Raw genomic sequence first — 16,949 nt, forward strand, 5'->3', positions numbered from 1 at the left:
TTCATTTATACGGATATTCGCAAACTACAAGATAAAGCCCAAACTTCATATACTCTAACAGTTAGCGAAAGATGCCAGAGCAGTATACCATGTCAAACGAATTGTGTTAGTTAATTTGGATCTTATTGATGAATATCTGGAAGCATTCTGTGATGAAGAATTTTGATGAAAGAACAGGAGGAACAACTATTCCTCGAAAATTGAGAATTACATATGTTCAATTCTTTGTATTAGGTATATATTTTGAAAAGTTATCCGGTTATACTGACAATATCAAAAGGCAGAACTGTTAGAATGAGGTGAGCAGATGGATACAGCACAGAGAATAAGGATAATTCGGATGATTGAAAAAATAGAGAAGAACCCAGAATTCAGTAGTAAAATCGGTGTGAGAAATACATCTGGGTTTATATCAAGTAAACAATCAAAAAAATGAATGATTCAAATCATAACAGGAGTCAGAAGGAGTAGAATATGTTATCGTTATTATTTGCTATATGCATGATCTGGTTTATTGGAAAATTTTTTATATTTGGTGTAAAAGCATCCTGGGGAATCTTAAAGCTGCTCTGTACAGTTGTATTTTTCCCGGTGATTTTGATAGGAATGGTTGTTGGCGGACTGATTTATATTGCATTTCCATTGTTGATCATCGGCGGAATTATTGCACTTATATCATCTAACTCATAAAAATATGAGGGAGGGAAGAAATTATGGGATATGATATAGAAAAAGAGAAACGAGAAGCGATTGAAGCAGGACAACGTGCGTTAAGTAGTCTTCGGACAGCAAAAGAAAACCTGAACAGTGCAAAAAATTGGGGCTTGGTGGATATGTTTGGCGGTGGATTCTTTTCTACGATGTTGAAACACTCCAAGATGGATCAGGCCAGACAAAATATGGAACAGGCGAAATATGATCTTCGTAATTTCAGTAGGGAATTAAATGATGTGAACGTGGCTTGTAATTTAAACATCAATACTGGAGACTTCTTATCCTTTGCAGATTATTTTTTTGATGGATTTGTTGTGGATTGGATGGTGCAGGATCGAATCAATAATGCTAGACATCAGGTGGAAGAAGCTATCCGCAGAACGGAATACATCATAAACCAGTTACAGCATATGTAAAGGAAAGAGGCAGTGAACCATAAATAGGTTCGCTGCCTTGTTTTTTCATACTTATTTCTGTTTCTTTTTTTCTTCTCTGAGCAATTCGATGTTTAGTCCCTGCTCTCCGGCTGTTTTATCAACCCAGAGATTCAGAGAATCTATTGCCAGAGAAATTTCATCCAGTTTGTTGCTGATAAAAGCAAAATCCTTGATCTCATCATCACTGATCTTACCGTCACGGGCAATCTGGATCAGACGTGTGGTAAGAGGATTAATCTCATTCAGACTGGCAATGGTTTCCAGGATTATATTGGACAAGTCAGAAACTTCGACTTCCGGGACATAACGGTGACCGATTTCGCATTTATGAGAGCAGTAATAATTGCAGAGATCTGGTCGCCCGTAAGCGTCTGCCATCTGGATAATATCATAAGGTGTAGGTTCCTGCATTTCATATTCAAATTTTTCAATTTTAGAATCAGAAACAGCAGTCATTTTTTCGCTGGCTTCTAATCTGGTAAGACCGGCTTCTTCCCGGCAAATCTGATAAATTGTTTTATTTTCTCTTGTAGATTGTTTCCCCATGAGAATAACCTCCCCGTATATCGCCGAACATGAGAATTATCAGGTGTTAAGTCCACATGCTGTGCGTGTATTTTCTTTATAGATTTTATTATACTTGAAGCATCAGTAAACAACAAGTGCATTGTTGATACGGAATTATGAAAGGAAGAAAAAACATGAGGAAAACTAGAAGTGATTGTAGAGTAGGAACATTTGAAAAGAAGCATGGTCTTCCACCGGGGACTATTAGAAACAAAAATGGAAGAGATACCAGAAGTGACAAAAAAATTGGCACCATTCGCAAAGAAGCAAAGTAGGAACATAATCATGGAAAAGAAAATAAGAAAAAGATATCATTCAGAAGAAGCTGTAAAAAAAGCGTTAAAAATTGAATCATTTCGAAATTTAACAAAGGATAAAGTGATGGAGTTTACATCTATGATTCCATATATGGAAAAGGAAGTGGCGCTTGAAATAATAAAGCAGTTCCCAGTATATGTAGAGTTTGTGGAATCAGCAATAGAAAATTATACACAGTTATGCAAAACAATTTTAGAAACAAATAAAGAAGAATATGAACAAGCAGTTCATGCACATCAGTATGTTCTTGAGACCTTCGCAAATCAGCTGGAACAAGAAAACTTAACAGAGGAGGAAAGAAGGGAATTTTCTGAAAAAATGATGGAAGAAGCTGATAAAATAACGGAATTATATTTACAGCAGCAGAAATTTCATGAGCGAGTGTTCAAGACGATTGGGGGAGTTGTAACATTAGCTTTGGGAGTGACGGTAACAATGTTAGGTTTAAAAGCAATTGGTAGCGATGAAGATTTACCTCAACTAGATGATGAGAATCAGAATGTTGCATAATAGCTTTATCTATAATTGAAAACAACAAGATGGAAAGGCTCAGGAAAAAGTATTCTGGGCCTTTTGTCTTAGAAGGATAGCAGTATAAAAGAGCAGGGATTTTTATACCCCACCTATTGATATACACTGTAACCATCAAAGAAGATTAAATCATAAAATTCAAAGAAATGGAGGAGTTGGCAATGAAAGGTTTTAACACTGGTGATGGTTACATGGGATTGGAGACTGTGAGAAAAAGTCTGTAACACTTTTTCTATGCGAACTCTACAAAAATATTAGAAGAATAACGTATGCAAAACTTCCTGTTTGCCAACTTGCCCTTTGAGAGAGGAAAAATCCTTTTCTCAAAGGGCTTTTTTGTTTATACGGATATTCGCAAACTTACAAGATAAAGCTAAAACTTCATATACTCTAAGCACAAGGAGGTTGAGGTTTATGAGCCAAACAGCACAGTGTCTAAGGCATATAAGCCACGAACCTGGTATACATTCTGCCAAATGGGAACAATGACGCAGGGTATCTGTAAATTAAAAAATAATGAAAAGAAGAATAAAAAAATACAACACGAAAGGATGCGTCAAGGTAATGCAAGAATTATCGTGATACATCCTTTTGTATTTGGATTGAGTATTTTTCTTTCCCTGCTTGTCAAAAGTAATGGATGGAATGTATAATATTGTTAATGATCCAGAGATATTTATTTTGGAAACAGCTTAATCAATTTGGAGGTATAAAATGAAAGCACATAAGTATTGGTCAATCGGAGCGTTAATTACTATGATTGGAACTTTTTATACTGGATATAAAGGATCCAAATCAGGTCATAGGTATTTTGCGTGTAGCACTCTTATATGTATGATCATGTCTATGTATACGGGACATAAAATGATTTCAGGTAATAAAAGAACAAGAAAACAGGTGGAAAATACAAAAGCGGAGGAATAGTAAATGTTAGAGTTAGGAAAAAAAGCACCGGACTTTGAATTGCCGGATCAGAATGGAGAAATGCATAAATTAAGCGATTATGCAGGAAAAAAAGTGATCTTATATTTTTATCCAAAGGATAATACACCAGGATGTACGAAGCAGGCATGTGGCTTTTCTGAGCGTTATCCACAGTTTACTGAGAAAGGAGCTGTTATTCTCGGAGTAAGCAAGGACTCTGTAGCGTCTCACAAGAGATTTGAAGAAAAATACGGACTGGCATTTACGCTATTAGCAGATCCGGAGCGTAAAGTTATTGAAGCATATGATGTCTGGAAAGAAAAGAAAAATTATGGAAAAGTATCTATGGGTGTAGTAAGAACTACATATCTTATTGATGAGCAGGGAATCATTATAAAGGCAAATGATAAAGTCAAGGCGGCAGATGATCCTGAAAATATGCTTAAGGAATTGGCATAATGAAGATTATTTTATCACCTGCAAAAAAGATGATTGTAGATACCGATAACTTAGCACCGGTTGAACTGCCTGTCTATATTGATAAGACAGCAGAAGTATTAAACTGGATGAAAAGCAAATCAAAAGAAGAACTGAAAGCTATCTGGAAATGTAATGACAAGATTGCAGAGCAGAACTTTAACAGATTGGAAAATATGGATCTTTATAACAGGCTTACTCCGGCTGTTTTAGCATATGAAGGGATTGCATTTCAATATATGGCACCATCTGTGTTTGAAATCCAGCAGTTTGAGTATTTGCAAAATCATTTAAGAATCTTGTCCGCGTTTTATGGCATTTTAAAACCAATGGATGGTGTGACTCCTTATCGTCTTGAAATGCAGGCAAAGGTTGGAATTGGAGATGCAAAAAATCTGTATGAGTACTGGGGAGAATTGTTATACCGCTCAGTAATTGATGACAGCAGGATTATCATTAATCTTGCATCAAAAGAATACTCAAAATGTATAGAAAAGTATCTGACACCACAGGACAGATATATTACGATTGTATTTTGTGAGTTATCCGGAGATAAATTGGTAACAAAAGGTACCTATGCCAAGATGGCTCGTGGTGAAATGGTCAGATTCATAGCGGAAAATAATATTGAAAATCCGGTGGAGATTCAGAAATTTGACAGACTCGGATATTCGTTTAGGTCTGATTTATCTTCAGATTCAGAATATGTATTTGAACGCAAAATAAAATAGTTATTCAGGTAAAAGATGCTCAGTTTGACAGTTTTTATAATAATGAGAATTATTACTATTTTTATTGACAGCAGGATAATAGTGGTATATAATCCTTATTAAGAACTAATCCTAATAAGGAGGACGAATGACAAGTAGGAGAAATACCATTCAAAAAGATCTCGTAAGAAATACCGTATACGAAATGAGAAAACACGTTACGGCAAATGAAGTGTATGAATTTATAAAAGAAGCATATCCAACAATTGGAAAAGGAACTGTATATAGAAATCTTGATATATTGGTAGAGGAAGGTGCATTAAGAAAGGTTGAAGTTCCGAATGGACCGAACCGATTTGATTTTACATTGAAAAATCATTACCATGTAAGATGTATAAAGTGCGGTGAAATTTTTGATGTGGATATGGATCAAATACCGGATTTGCTGGAAAGAATTCATAACACTCATGGAATTGAATTTGTGGATTATGATATTTCATTTAAAGGCATTTGCCCGAAATGCAGGGAGAAGGTAAAGGAGGAACAGCATGGATAGGAAAGCAATGTATAAGTTGAGTTATGGACTGTTTATATTGACCGCTAAAGAAGCAGAAAAAGATAACGGATGCATCATTAATACAGCCATTCAGGCAGCTTCGGAACCAAACCAGTTAAGTATCTGTGTAAATAAGGCAAATTATACGCATGATATGATTCAAAGAACCGGAAAATTTACTGTATCAGTCTTAAGTCAGAAGGCACAATTTGAATTGTTCAAACATTTTGGCTTCCAATCAGGAAGAGATACCAATAAGTTTGAAGCCTTTGAGCAGTGTGCCAGGGGCACAAATGGTATTTATTATATTACAGAAGGTACAAATGCATACATTTCTGTGACAGTTACTAAAACAGAGGACTTGGGTTCACATACGATGTTTATCGGTGAGATAACCGATATGGAAGTTTTAAGCAATGTTCCTTCAGTAACATATGATTATTATCAGAATAATATTAAGCCTAAGCCACAGGAGGTTGGAAAAACAGAGGACAGTCAGACAATATGGCGTTGCAGAATTTGCGGATATGAATATGTAGGCGAGGAATTACCAGATGACTTTATATGTCCTTTGTGCAAGCACCCGGCATCAGATTTTGAAAAAGTAGTAAAGAAAACGGAGGTAAAAGAGATGGCAGCAAACAAATATGCAGGAACACAGACAGAGAAGAATTTACAGGAGGCATTTGCAGGGGAATCACAGGCAAGAAATAAGTATACCTATTTTGCTTCTGTAGCGAAAAAGGAAGGTTAGTATAAGAAGGTATGATGGTATGAAGATATTAGTAATTCCTGATGTTCATCTTAAACCGCAGATGTTTAAACAGGCTACAGCTCTTATGCATCAGGGAATTGCCGATCGAGCGGTATGTCTGATGGACATCCCTGATGATTGGGACAAGCAATATAATGTCGGACTTTATGAAGAAACTTATGATGAGGCTATTCGGTTTGCAAAAGCATTTCCGGAAACAGCCTGGTGCTACGGGAATCACGATTTGAGTTATCTGTGGCATTGTCTGGAGAGCGGTTATAGCTCCATGGCTTCACTGACAGTGCAAAGAAAGTTGTTGGATTTGCGAGAGGCTGTTCCAGAAGATAATCCCATTAAATATGTTCAGAGAATAGGCAATGTTCTCTTTTCTCATGGAGGCGTACTGAATTTCTTTGTAGAGGAATATGTTCCGCGAGCAAAATATAATGATGTGGATGCTGTGCTAGAGACGATTAATCAGCTCGGAAGAATCGAGATGTGGAATGATGCATCGCCGATCTGGCTGAGACCACAGCATTCAAAAATGAGATTATATAAGCCACGTAAGTTGTTGCAGGTTGTAGGTCATACACCTATGGATGCAATTACGAAAGAGGGAAATCTGATTAGCACGGATGTGTTTTCAACTTACAGAGATGGAAAGCCAATTGGAACAGAGGAGTTCCTCTTGCTCGATACAGTGACATGGGAATACTGCGGAATTAAGATGTAGAATCCGATACGTAATTGGATGCATATTATGTCTGCGTCTCAAATACGCTGCTTCTTTTTCATACTCTGTAATGGAAAACCAACGAAAATCTCTTTTTACCTCAAAAGAAAGTAATAGCCACCAAAAATATCGGAAAAACTTTGTGAAAAAATAGAATTGTGTTTCGCAAGGGTCCCCTGTAAAATAGCGGCAGGAGGAGAAAGAGAGAAAAGGAGCTTCTTAATCTTATGGGAACAAATGAAAAGAATATGACTGCGGGATCCCCCGGAAAACTGATCATAACGTTTGCCATACCACTGATGCTCGGAAATATTTTCCAGCAGTTTTATACGATGGCGGACACCATGATTGTTGGCCAGGTGGTAGGAGTAGAAGCGTTGGCGGCAGTAGGCGCCGGAGACTGGCTGGTCTGGCTGGTGCTGGGCATCATGACAGGTATCACACAGGGCTTTTCGATTCTTGTATCGCAGTACTATGGAGCAGGGGAAAAGGAAAATCTGAAATGTGCGGTGGCGAAAAGCTATATTATGACAGCATTACTGTCTGTGATTGTACTTGCAGTAAGTGAAGGCGCAGTTTATCACGTTCTTTTATTTTTGCAGACACCGGATAATGTTATTGATCTGACGATGCTATATTTGCGGCTGATTTTTGCGGGAGTCCCGATTATAGCTGCCTATAATATCTTTGCGGCGATCTTAAGGGCACTTGGAAACAGCAGATCTCCATTGATTGCAATGACCGTGGCAGCAGTGATCAATGTGGGACTTGACCTGCTGTTTGTGGCAGTTTTTGGCTGGGGCGTAGCCGGAGCAGCCGTGGCGACTGTTATTGCACAGGGATTTTCAGCCTTGTACTGTCTGCTTGTATTACGGAAAATCAGGGATATCCGACTGGAAAAGGAGGATTTTTACAGGCAGCCGTCTATGAGTCTGCGGCTTTTGAAGCTGGGGACTCCTCTTGCCATACAGAACGTGATCATTTCTGTGGGAGGACTTACGGTGCAGTATGTGATCAATGGCTTTGGCTTTCTGTTTGTAGCCGGATTTACGGCAACGAACAAGCTGTATGGAATTTTGGAGATGGCAGCCGTTTCCTATGGATATGCGATTACAACGTATGTAGGGCAGAATCTTGGCGCAAAGAAATATCAGAGAATCCGAAAAGGTGTGCGCAGCGGTACGTATATGGCAGTGCTCACTTCTGTTTTCATTTCCGGTATGATGGTGCTGATTGGGCGTAATATATTGTCTCTGTTTGTATCCGGTGAACCGGAGCAGATCCGACAGGTATTAGATATTGCATATAAGTATTTGTTTATCATGGCTGTCTTTTTGTGGATACTGTATTTGCTGCATGTGTATCGTTCCGCGATCCAGGGGCTGGGCAATACTTTGATTCCGCTTGCCAGCGGCATTGCAGAATTTGTGATGCGTGTCAGCGTTGCGCTGCTGCTGCCGAAATGGATCGGCGAAGAGGGAATATACTATGCCGAGATCTGTGCATGGAGCAGTGCAGCTGTTTTACTGATCATAAGCTATATGATTCTGATACGGAAATATAAAGATACGCAGTATACAGGATCACTATAGAACGCGTGAAAAGAATACGAAATAACCAAAAATTTCAATAACTAATCCAAAAATATTCTATTTTTTTTTAGGCCTCTTGTGATTATAATGAATTCATCAGCTAGGAACGAAGCGAATCTAGCAAAATCACCAAACGGGAGGAATAAAAATGAAAAGAAAAGCATTAGCAGCAATTATGGCAGTAGCTATGGCAGTATCCATGGCTGGTTGTGGAGGATCCACATCAGAGTCTAAAGATTCTACCCAGAAAACAGAAACAGCAGATTCTACGGCATCAACGGGCGGAAGCGTAGAAAACAAGGACAAACCTCTGTGCTGGTTCAACCGTCAGCCATCCAGCAGTGCTACCGGCGAACTGGACAAAGATGCTCTGAACTTCAACGGAAATACTTATTATGTAGGTTTCGATGCAAATCAGGGTGCTGAACTGCAGGGACAGATGGTTCTGGATTACATCAAGAAAAACGCAGACACGATCGACAGAAACGGTGACGGCGTAATCGGATATGTTCTGGCAATCGGTGATATCGGACATAACGATTCTATCGCCCGTACACGTGGTGTTCGTTCCGCACTTGGAACAGGTGTAGATGCAGACGGCGGAGTAGATTCTACACCGGCCGGAACAAACGTAGACGGAAAAGCAAAGGTTGTGCAGGATGCAACTCTGGATGTAGACGGAAAAACATATACCATCCGTGAGCTGGCTTCTCAGGAAATGAAAAACTCAGCAGGTGCAACATGGGATGCTGCAACAGCTGGTAACGCGATCGGAACATGGACAGCTTCCTTCGGTGATCAGATCGATGTTGTAGTTTCCAATAACGATGGTATGGGAATGTCAATGTTCAATGCATGGGCGAAAGACAACAAAGTTCCTACCTTCGGTTACGATGCAAACAGCGATGCTGTAGCAGCAATCGGTGAAGGATATGGCGGAACAATTTCTCAGCATGCAGACGTTCAGGCTTACCTGACACTGAGAGTTCTGCGTAACGCACTGGACGGTGTAGACATTGATACCGGTATCGGTACAGCAGATGAAGCCGGCAACTGCCTGACAGAGGGTGAGGATTACAGATACAGCGAAGAAGAGAGATCTTACTACGCATTAAATATTGCTGTAACAGCCGATAACTACAACGATTTCACAGATTCCACAAAAGTTTACGATAAAGTTGCAAAACAGCTGGATGAAAGCAAGAGCCCATCCAAAAAAGTATGGCTGAATATCTACAACGCATCGGATAACTTCCTGAGCTCTACCTATCAGCCACTGCTGGAGAAATATGATGATCTGCTGAACCTGAAGGTAGATTACATCGGTGGAGACGGACAGACAGAGTCTAATATCACAAACCGTCTTGGAAACCCGAGCGAGTATGATGCTTTTGCAATTAACATGGTTAAGACCGATAATGCAGCAGCATATACATCACTTCTCTCCAAATAATTCGAGACAGAATAAGAGTGTAAATGGTGACGATTCGGAGCCATGCGAAATCGAGATGAGGTCTCTGAATCGTTACCGTAAATGAATGAAATTATAGAGGGGTGTCAGCAATGATACCCTTCTTTATTAAGAAAAGGAAGCGCAGCTATGACAGATGATAAGAATAAATATATCTTATCGATTAACGGCATGAGCAAATCGTTCGGTAGAAATAAGGTTCTGAAACATATCAGCATGAATGTCAAACCTGGAACCATTATGGGACTGATGGGTGAAAACGGTGCCGGAAAATCGACAATGATGAAATGCCTCTTTGGAACCTATCAGAAAGATGAAGGAACCATCGTATTGGACGGAAAAGAAGTGAATTTCTCCGGCCCGAAGGATGCACTGGAAAACGGAGTGGCAATGGTACACCAGGAGTTGAACCAGTGTCTTGAAAGAAGTGTTGTAGATAACATGTTCCTTGGAAGATACCCAAAGAATTCCGTTGGAGTGATCGACGAAGGAAGAATGAAAAAAGAAACATCAGACCTGTTCAGAAAACTGGGAATTACAGTTGATCTGACGCAGCCAATGAAGAAAATGTCTGTATCTCAGAGACAGATGTGCGAGATCGCAAAAGCGATTTCCTATCATTCCAAAGTCATTGTACTGGATGAACCTACATCATCCCTGACTGCACCGGAGGTTGAAAAACTCTTTAAGATGATGCGTCAGCTGAAGGCGCAGGGAATTGCTCTGATCTACATTTCACATAAAATGGATGAAATATTTGAAATCTGTGACGAAATATCCGTACTGCGAGACGGAAGCCTGGTCATGACCAAGCCAAGTAAAGAAACGGATATGAACGAACTGATCGCCGCCATGGTTGGACGTTCTCTGGACAACAGATTTCCGCCTGTAGACAATACACCGGGAGAAACGATTCTCTCCGTACAGAATATATCAACAAAATATGCACCGAAACTGCAGAATATTTCCTTTGATATCAAAAAAGGAGAAATTTTCGGATTCTATGGTCTGGTCGGTGCCGGTCGTACGGAACTTCTGGAGACCATCTTCGGAATTCGTACAAAAGCAGAAGGAAATATCGTATATGATGGAAAAGTACTGAACTTCTCCTCCCCGAAAGATGCTATGGATCACGGATTTGCTCTGATTACAGAGGAAAGAAAAGCCAATGGTCTGTTCCTGAAGGGCGATATTACATTCAATACTACCATTGCGAATATGAAGCATTATAAGAGCGGAGTCGCATTATCGCATGACAAGATGGTGCGTGCAACGGCTGAAGAAATCAAGATCATGCATACAAAATGTATGGGACCGGATGATATGATCGCCAACCTTTCCGGTGGTAATCAGCAGAAGGTCATCTTTGGTAAATGGCTGGAGCGTTCACCGAGCGTATTCATGATGGATGACCCGACACGAGGAATTGATGTTGGAGCAAAATATGAAATTTATGAACTGATTATCAATATGGCGAAACAGGGAAAAACAATCATCGTTGTTTCTTCCGAAATGCCGGAGATTCTTGGTATTACCAACCGAATCGGTGTTATGTCTAACGGACGTCTGGCCGGAATCGTAAATACCAAAGAAACAAACCAGGAAGAATTATTGAGACTCAGTGCTAAATACCTGTAACAGGAGGAAAATTGGAAATGGCAGAAAACAGCGTTATTATTTCGTCGGAAGAAGAAGCAAAGCTTTTGAAGCCGATCGATGAATATGTGGAAGAAATCCAGAAAAAAATCGATGCATTACGTGCAGACGGCTTTGACAAAGTGAGCGATCTGAAAAAACAGATCGCGATCGCAAAAGAAAACAAGAACTTATCCGCAACACAGAGAGATAAGATCATTGAAAACAGCAAAAAAGAGCTGGAAAATGCAAAAAAAGTAGAGGCAGACAACAAAGAAGAAATTAAAAAGCTGGTCGCAGAGGCAGAAGGCTATCTGGCTGCGCATTACAAAAAGGATTATTACGATGTAGTAAACAAAAGCTGCAAAGCTGCAAAAGCAGAAGAAAACAGCAGATACGAGAAGATCAAAGCAGATCTGAAGAGCGAGCATCAGAAAAAGATTGCTTCTCTGAAGGATGCAGAAGAGATCAAGGCCGAGAAATACGTGCTCAAAAACAAACTGTTTGACGCACAGATGGCTCATGAATCAAAGCTCCAGGAAATCAAGGACAGAAGACATGAAGCATTCATGCATAAATATCATCTGATCGACCTGCTGAGAGCGTCCAAATTCACATTCCAGCAGCAGAGAATACAGAAACTGGAAAATTACAGATATACCTTCGATTTATCTCAGTTCCTGTACAAAAACGGTCTGTATATCGTAATCATTCTGATCTTTATCGCACTGTGTATCATCACACCGATCGTTAAAAATACACAGCTGCTGACGGTTACCAACATCCTGAATATCTTACAGCAGGCATCCCCGCGTATGTTCCTTGCACTTGGTGTTGCCGGTCTGATCCTGTTAACAGGTACCGACCTTTCCGTAGGACGTATGGTTGGTATGGGTATGGTTACAGCAACCATCATTATGCATAACGGAATCAATACAGGTGCCGTATTCGGCCATGTATTTGACTTCTCCGCTATGCCTGCTACAGCGAAAGCACTGTTTGCACTGTTAATGTGTGTGATCTTTACAACAGTATTTGCCATGATTGCCGGATTCTTCATGGCAAGATTCAAAATGCATCCGTTTATCTCTACCATGGCGAACATGCTGATCATCTTCGGTCTGGTTACCTATGCGACCAAGGGTGTATCCTTCGGTGCGATTGATTCTGCTATCCCGAATACTTTCATTCCGCAGATCGGAAAATTCCCGACCATCATTCTGTGGGCTGTTGCAGCAGTTGCCATTGTATGGTTTATCTGGAACAAAACAACATTTGGTAAAAACCTGTATGCGGTAGGTGGAAATCCGGAAGCGGCAGCAGTATCCGGTATCTCTGTATTTAAAGTAACAATGGGAGCGTTTATGCTGGCAGGTATCCTGTATGGCTTCGGTTCCTGGCTGGAATGTAACCGTATGGTTGGTTCCGGTAGTGCAGCTTACGGACAGGGATGGGATATGGATGCCATCGCAGCCTGCGTAGTTGGTGGTGTATCCTTTACCGGTGGTATCGGTAAGATCTCCGGAGTTGTAACCGGTGTACTGATCTTTACCTCCCTGACATATGCCCTGACGATTCTGGGTATTGATACCAACCTTCAGTTCATCTTCGAAGGTATCATTATTCTGGCAGCTGTAACACTTGACTGTCTGAAATATGTACAGAAAAAATAATGAGACATTCATAAAGATACCAGGAGTGCAAAGCACGTAGCAATCTGGTATCAAAGGGGTCAGAAAAACTTTTGATTCCAACATCTTCATAAACAGATAGAATATAAGACAGCCCGGTCGTCCGATGGATGACCAGGGCGGTCTTTTGTTCTGTTTTGGCAAAAATTTTTGTAACTATTCATTCAGCAGAGAGCAATCTTCTGCTATAATAAAGGAATAATAATATGCTCCGCAAAACAGGAGGATAAGGATGGAACAATATAAAGTGATTCTTGTCGATGATGAAGTAGAGGTCATCGATGTTATGAAAAAAAAGATCCGCTGGAATGATCTGGGATTTGACGTAGTGGGAAGTGCCACCAACGGCGTGAAGGCTTTGGAGCTGGTGGAAAAACTTCAGCCGGATGTGGTACTGACGGACATTAAAATGCCTTACATGGATGGACTGGAGCTGGCAAGAAAACTGAACCAGGACTATCCCAATATTTACATTATGCTTTGCACCGGTTTTGACGAATTTGAATATGCGAAAGAGGCCGTCCATCTGGAGATCAAGGAATATATGCTGAAACCCATCAGCGCCACCGAACTGTCAGAAAGCCTGATGAAGCTGAAAACCACACTGGACAGGGAACGGGAAGAAAAGTTAAATGTAAAAAAACTGGAAGACTATTTCCAGGAGGTATTACCAAAGCTGCAGTCCAATTTCTTTATTTCCCTGATCGAGGGAAGGGTCAGAGAAGAGGATTATGAACGATTCCTTTTGGACTATCGGGTGGATATGAAGGGACCTTTGTTTTGCTGCATGATTTTTCATACATCGGAAAATGATGTGCCGGATGGCATGAATCCCTTATTGTTATCCATGTCCGTGGAGCGGGAGATCAAACAGCGGTTGATGGAGAACTGTAATTGCCAGGAGTTCATCTATATGGGTAATACCATTCTGATTATGGAACTCCATTCAGAAGATGAGATAGCTCAATTGACGGACAAGTGTGACCGGTTCTGCCGCTGGGCATGGAGAATTATGGGGGCGGCGGTTACCGCAGGGATCGGAACCGTCTGCAACAGTCTGTACGATATCAGTATTTCCTACGAGGGAGCCAGAGAGGCGGTATCCTACCGTGTCCTGTACGGAACGAAAAGAGCCATCAATATCGCGGAGATCGTTCCCAAAGAGTCAAAAAAGGCGGTTCCCTTAGAAGAGACAAGGATGCAGGAGCTGTTTCGTGCCATCCATGTAGGGGATCAGGAGAAGATCCGGAAAGAAGCCATCAAGGAGACAGAAAAGCTCCATAAGAATGCAGCCACCATCAGCCAGTACAATCTGGCTACCATGGAGATTGTCAGCGGATTTTTCAAATTCTGTGCCAATAATTCCATGGATTTCAATGAAATTTCCGGAAATGTACAGAACCTTTATGAAAGAGTGACTCAGTTGGATGAAAGCTCTATGACAAACTGGATCATCAATATGTCTATAGCTATCAGCGAAAAACTGAGAAGTACCAGAAATAGTACCTCCAGACGGATCATCACCGATGCACAGAACATCGTAAAAGACAGATATATGGAACCGGCGCTCTCACTGGATGATGTGTGCGCAGATCTTGGTGTGTCCAATTCTTACTTTTCGTCCATTTTTAAAAAGGAAACCGGTCAGTCCTTCGTCTCCTATCTTACGGATTACCGAATGGACAGGGCAGAAGAAATGGTGCTGAACACCGATGAAAAAAGCTATAAGATCGCAGAAAAAGTGGGATATCAGGATGCGAACTACTTCAGCTATGTATTCAAAAAGAAATTCGGTGTTTCCCCTTCCAAATACAGAGCTTCCGGAAAATAGGGAACAGGTGAAAGGGAAAATACATGAAAGATAGAAAAAGAAAGCCGGATTCCAGGAAGAACATCGTATTTAACATACAGTCGATTATCCTGTCTGTCCTTATGGCGATTTCACTGGTTACGATCATTGTAATGGGATTGCTGCTTTACCATCGATTCAAGCTGGCATTGGAAAAAACAGCAGTGGACAACACGGAAGCTACTGTAGAGGCTACCGTGGACCGGTTAAATGCAGACCTGCTGGATATCCGGCAGATTATAAACGGGGCAAACTACAACGTGGTCCAGCAGTTTGATATATCCAGCCGGGAATTCTCGGAGCAGTTCAGTCTGCTCTATGAGACCAACTCCGATAAGATTCAGAGCCTGGCTTTGTATGACCCCAAAGGAAATCTGATTGCATCGGAGCCGGTGGCGGCAGAAAAGAAAAATGTGAAGGTGCAGACGCAGGAATGGTATAAAAATGCGGAAGATGCCATTGAAAATATACACTTTTCCACACCGCATATCCAGGAGCTGTTTGAGGACGGCTCTTATCGGTACCAATGGGTCGTTTCCCTGAGCAGGTATGTAGATGTCAACAAGGGAGAGACACCGGAAACCGGTATTCTTTTACTGGATATGAAATATTCTGTGATCAGGGACGTGATGAAGCAGATCAATGACTGTTCCGGCGGAATCTACTATTATCTGACCAGTCAGGACGGAGAGATGATCTATCATCCACGGGGAACGGAGTTAAACCGCGGATTATTTGAAGAAAACAGTCTGGACGCGGCAAAATACGAGGACGGAACCTACGAGATCCGTTCCGGCGGTCAGAACGAGACCGTGATTGTCGGCAGCGTAGCCTATACAGGCTGGAAGATGATCGGTGTTGTGCCAGAGAGCGTGCAGGCGGCAAACTACAAGAACTTCCGTTACTATGTATTTGCTACTGTTCTGGTTCTTATGGTCATGCTTTTGGAGGGAAACCAGCTGGTTTCCCGGAAGATATCCAAACCGATCCGGGAGCTGGATGCTTCCGTCAAGGCCCACGAGGCAGGAGGAAAACCGGATATCTATATCGGCGGCTCCTCGGAGATCCGCCATCTGGGACATTCTGTGCAGAAGTCCTATGAACAGATCGAAAAACTGATGGACGAGATCATCCGGCAGCAAAATGAACGAAGAAAAAGTGAACTGGATGCCCTGCAAAGCCAGATCAACCCCCATTTTCTGTATAATACACTGGAATCCATCACGTGGATGGTGGAAGCCCAGGAAAATGAAGCAGCGGTTCGTATGATTTCTGAACTGGCAAAATTACTTCGTGTCAGTCTATCCCGCGGTAAGACCATCATTCCCATTAAGGATGAGCTGCAGCACAGCAGAAGCTATATGAATATCCAGCTGGCCCGGTACAAAGAGCGGTTTAAAACAGAATTCCGAATCGAGGAAGAGATCGAAAACTGCTGCATCGTAAAGCTGGTGATCCAGCCCATCCTGGAAAATGCCATCTATTATGGCGTTGGCAATATGGATGAGGATGATGGCGGCATGATCATCGTCAGCGGAAAAAAGAAAGACGAGGACATTCTGATCACCATCGAAGACAATGGGATGGGCATGCGGGAAGAAGTCCTGGAAAATATTCTGACGGATAACAGCAAGGTTCCGAAGCATGGTTCCGGTGTGGGCGTAATCAATGTGCATTCCAGAATCCGGCTGATGTTTGGCGAAGAATACGGACTTTCCATAGAAAGCGAACCGGACGAAGGAACAAGGGTTACGATCCGTATTCCGGCAATCCCATATACACCGGAAAACGCAGAAGCATTGGAATTACAAAAATACATACAGAGGAGACCGGGCGGATGAAAAAGAACAGAATGAAATTTCTTATAATTGAGTTTCTTTTGCTGCTGCTGGCAGTATTCTTTGTATGGAAGATTTTCGATCAGAACGTAGCAGAGCCCCGGATTGCGGTGATTCTTCCGGAGTCCGGTGACAAACGCTGGGATGCCTGA

At 41.4% G+C, this 16,949-nt stretch carries 16 protein-coding genes and 2 pseudogenes; 17 read left to right on the top strand and 1 reads right to left on the bottom strand.

Translation table 11 applies throughout. The annotated features are described in order from the left end of the window. Nucleotides 1-70: 70 nt before the first annotated feature. The 3 genes and pseudogenes from DXA93_RS18195 to DXA93_RS02925 all read left to right on the top strand — a co-directional run. Nucleotides 71-166, top strand: a pseudogene (locus tag DXA93_RS18195) (DUF6462 family protein); the annotation flags it as partial. A gap of 308 nt (nucleotides 167-474) precedes the next feature. Next, a complete protein-coding gene (locus tag DXA93_RS02920) occupies nucleotides 475-690 on the top strand; it encodes a hypothetical protein (protein WP_028087389.1) in 216 nt (71 codons plus the stop codon). 23 nt (nucleotides 691-713) lie between these two features. Next, on the top strand, nucleotides 714-1,130 hold the full coding sequence (locus DXA93_RS02925; protein WP_055225697.1) for a hypothetical protein: 417 nt from the start codon (nucleotides 714-716) through the stop codon (nucleotides 1,128-1,130). A 51-nt stretch (nucleotides 1,131-1,181) separates the two neighbouring features. On the opposite strand, the gene DXA93_RS02930 is transcribed toward DXA93_RS02925, so the two are convergent. Continuing rightward, nucleotides 1,182-1,697: a helix-turn-helix domain-containing protein gene (locus DXA93_RS02930; RefSeq protein WP_055182202.1), complete on the bottom strand. Its 516-nt coding sequence runs from the start codon at nucleotides 1,695-1,697 to the stop codon at nucleotides 1,182-1,184. A 192-nt stretch (nucleotides 1,698-1,889) separates the two neighbouring features. Between DXA93_RS02930 and DXA93_RS02935 the strand changes: the two genes are divergently transcribed. The 14 genes and pseudogenes from DXA93_RS02935 to DXA93_RS18215 all read left to right on the top strand — a co-directional run bounded on the left by DXA93_RS02935 (nucleotide 1,890) and on the right by DXA93_RS18215 (nucleotide 16,949). Continuing rightward, a complete protein-coding gene (locus DXA93_RS02935) occupies nucleotides 1,890-2,546 on the top strand; it encodes a hypothetical protein (protein WP_172680796.1) in 657 nt (218 codons plus the stop codon). 735 nt (nucleotides 2,547-3,281) lie between these two features. Then, nucleotides 3,282-3,491: a DUF6219 family protein gene (locus DXA93_RS18200; protein WP_021737557.1), complete on the top strand. Its 210-nt coding sequence runs from the start codon at nucleotides 3,282-3,284 to the stop codon at nucleotides 3,489-3,491. A gap of 3 nt (nucleotides 3,492-3,494) precedes the next feature. Further along, the gene (bcp, locus tag DXA93_RS02950) at nucleotides 3,495-3,950 is read left to right on the top strand and encodes a thioredoxin-dependent thiol peroxidase (protein ID WP_021737556.1); all 456 of its coding nucleotides are present in this window, start codon (nucleotides 3,495-3,497) and stop codon (nucleotides 3,948-3,950) included. Beyond that, nucleotides 3,950-4,699: a peroxide stress protein YaaA gene (gene yaaA / locus DXA93_RS02955; RefSeq protein WP_024854728.1), complete on the top strand. Its 750-nt coding sequence runs from the start codon at nucleotides 3,950-3,952 to the stop codon at nucleotides 4,697-4,699. Before bcp ends, yaaA begins: the two co-directional genes overlap by 1 nt. A 127-nt stretch (nucleotides 4,700-4,826) precedes the next feature. Further along, nucleotides 4,827-5,234 carry a Fur family transcriptional regulator gene (locus tag DXA93_RS02960; RefSeq protein ID WP_119207706.1) on the top strand — a complete coding sequence of 136 codons (408 nt, stop codon included), beginning with the start codon at nucleotides 4,827-4,829 and terminating at the stop codon, nucleotides 5,232-5,234. Next, a pseudogene (locus DXA93_RS19015) lies at nucleotides 5,227-5,847 on the top strand (flavin reductase); the annotation flags it as partial. The gene DXA93_RS02960 and the pseudogene DXA93_RS19015, both read left to right, overlap by 8 nt. Nucleotides 5,848-6,007: 160 nt before the next feature. Next, nucleotides 6,008-6,721 (top strand): metallophosphoesterase, encoded by a 714-nt coding sequence (locus DXA93_RS02970; RefSeq protein WP_118666916.1) that lies wholly within the window; start codon nucleotides 6,008-6,010, stop codon nucleotides 6,719-6,721. A 227-nt stretch (nucleotides 6,722-6,948) separates the two neighbouring features. Beyond that, a complete protein-coding gene (locus tag DXA93_RS02975) occupies nucleotides 6,949-8,313 on the top strand; it encodes an MATE family efflux transporter (protein ID WP_119198445.1) in 1,365 nt (454 codons plus the stop codon). Between the two features lie 148 nt (nucleotides 8,314-8,461). Further along, nucleotides 8,462-9,766: a substrate-binding domain-containing protein gene (locus tag DXA93_RS02980; protein WP_055228556.1), complete on the top strand. Its 1,305-nt coding sequence runs from the start codon at nucleotides 8,462-8,464 to the stop codon at nucleotides 9,764-9,766. 147 nt (nucleotides 9,767-9,913) lie between these two features. Beyond that, a complete protein-coding gene (locus tag DXA93_RS02985; protein WP_055228555.1) occupies nucleotides 9,914-11,422 on the top strand; it encodes a sugar ABC transporter ATP-binding protein in 1,509 nt (502 codons plus the stop codon). A 17-nt stretch (nucleotides 11,423-11,439) separates the two neighbouring features. Beyond that, nucleotides 11,440-13,092, top strand: a complete 1,653-nt coding sequence (locus tag DXA93_RS02990; RefSeq protein ID WP_117805227.1) for a galactose/methyl galactoside ABC transporter permease MglC — start codon at nucleotides 11,440-11,442, stop codon at nucleotides 13,090-13,092. Between the two features lie 250 nt (nucleotides 13,093-13,342). Further along, nucleotides 13,343-14,941: a response regulator gene (locus tag DXA93_RS02995; protein WP_119207707.1), complete on the top strand. Its 1,599-nt coding sequence runs from the start codon at nucleotides 13,343-13,345 to the stop codon at nucleotides 14,939-14,941. A gap of 23 nt (nucleotides 14,942-14,964) precedes the next feature. Continuing rightward, nucleotides 14,965-16,800, top strand: coding sequence for a cache domain-containing sensor histidine kinase (locus DXA93_RS03000; RefSeq protein WP_118700529.1), 1,836 nt, complete (start codon nucleotides 14,965-14,967; stop codon nucleotides 16,798-16,800). Further along, nucleotides 16,797-16,949: a hypothetical protein gene (locus DXA93_RS18215; RefSeq protein ID WP_243106487.1), complete on the top strand. Its 153-nt coding sequence runs from the start codon at nucleotides 16,797-16,799 to the stop codon at nucleotides 16,947-16,949. Before DXA93_RS03000 ends, DXA93_RS18215 begins: the two co-directional genes overlap by 4 nt.

Source organism: Blautia sp. OF09-25XD (genome assembly GCF_003482095.1).
In the GTDB taxonomy this organism is placed as follows: Bacteria; Bacillota; Clostridia; order Lachnospirales; family Lachnospiraceae; genus Fusicatenibacter; species Fusicatenibacter saccharivorans.

Bases quoted from the DNA above. Each gene is read 5' to 3' on its own strand.
- DXA93_RS02920 (WP_028087389.1), top strand. From the start codon at position 475: ATGTTATCGTTATTATTTGCTATATGCATGATCTGGTTTATTGGAAAA.
- DXA93_RS02925 (WP_055225697.1), top strand. From the start codon at position 714: ATGGGATATGATATAGAAAAAGAGAAACGAGAAGCGATTGAAGCAGGA.
- DXA93_RS02930 (WP_055182202.1), bottom strand. From the start codon at position 1,697: ATGGGGAAACAATCTACAAGAGAAAATAAAACAATTTATCAGATTTGC.
- DXA93_RS18200 (WP_021737557.1), top strand. From the start codon at position 3,282: ATGAAAGCACATAAGTATTGGTCAATCGGAGCGTTAATTACTATGATT.
- bcp (WP_021737556.1), top strand. From the start codon at position 3,495: ATGTTAGAGTTAGGAAAAAAAGCACCGGACTTTGAATTGCCGGATCAG.
- yaaA (WP_024854728.1), top strand. From the start codon at position 3,950: ATGAAGATTATTTTATCACCTGCAAAAAAGATGATTGTAGATACCGAT.
- DXA93_RS02960 (WP_119207706.1), top strand. From the start codon at position 4,827: ATGACAAGTAGGAGAAATACCATTCAAAAAGATCTCGTAAGAAATACC.
- DXA93_RS02970 (WP_118666916.1), top strand. From the start codon at position 6,008: ATGAAGATATTAGTAATTCCTGATGTTCATCTTAAACCGCAGATGTTT.
- DXA93_RS02975 (WP_119198445.1), top strand. From the start codon at position 6,949: ATGGGAACAAATGAAAAGAATATGACTGCGGGATCCCCCGGAAAACTG.
- DXA93_RS02980 (WP_055228556.1), top strand. From the start codon at position 8,462: ATGAAAAGAAAAGCATTAGCAGCAATTATGGCAGTAGCTATGGCAGTA.
- DXA93_RS02985 (WP_055228555.1), top strand. From the start codon at position 9,914: ATGACAGATGATAAGAATAAATATATCTTATCGATTAACGGCATGAGC.
- DXA93_RS02990 (WP_117805227.1), top strand. From the start codon at position 11,440: ATGGCAGAAAACAGCGTTATTATTTCGTCGGAAGAAGAAGCAAAGCTT.
- DXA93_RS02995 (WP_119207707.1), top strand. From the start codon at position 13,343: ATGGAACAATATAAAGTGATTCTTGTCGATGATGAAGTAGAGGTCATC.
- DXA93_RS03000 (WP_118700529.1), top strand. From the start codon at position 14,965: ATGAAAGATAGAAAAAGAAAGCCGGATTCCAGGAAGAACATCGTATTT.
- DXA93_RS18215 (WP_243106487.1), top strand. From the start codon at position 16,797: ATGAAAAAGAACAGAATGAAATTTCTTATAATTGAGTTTCTTTTGCTG.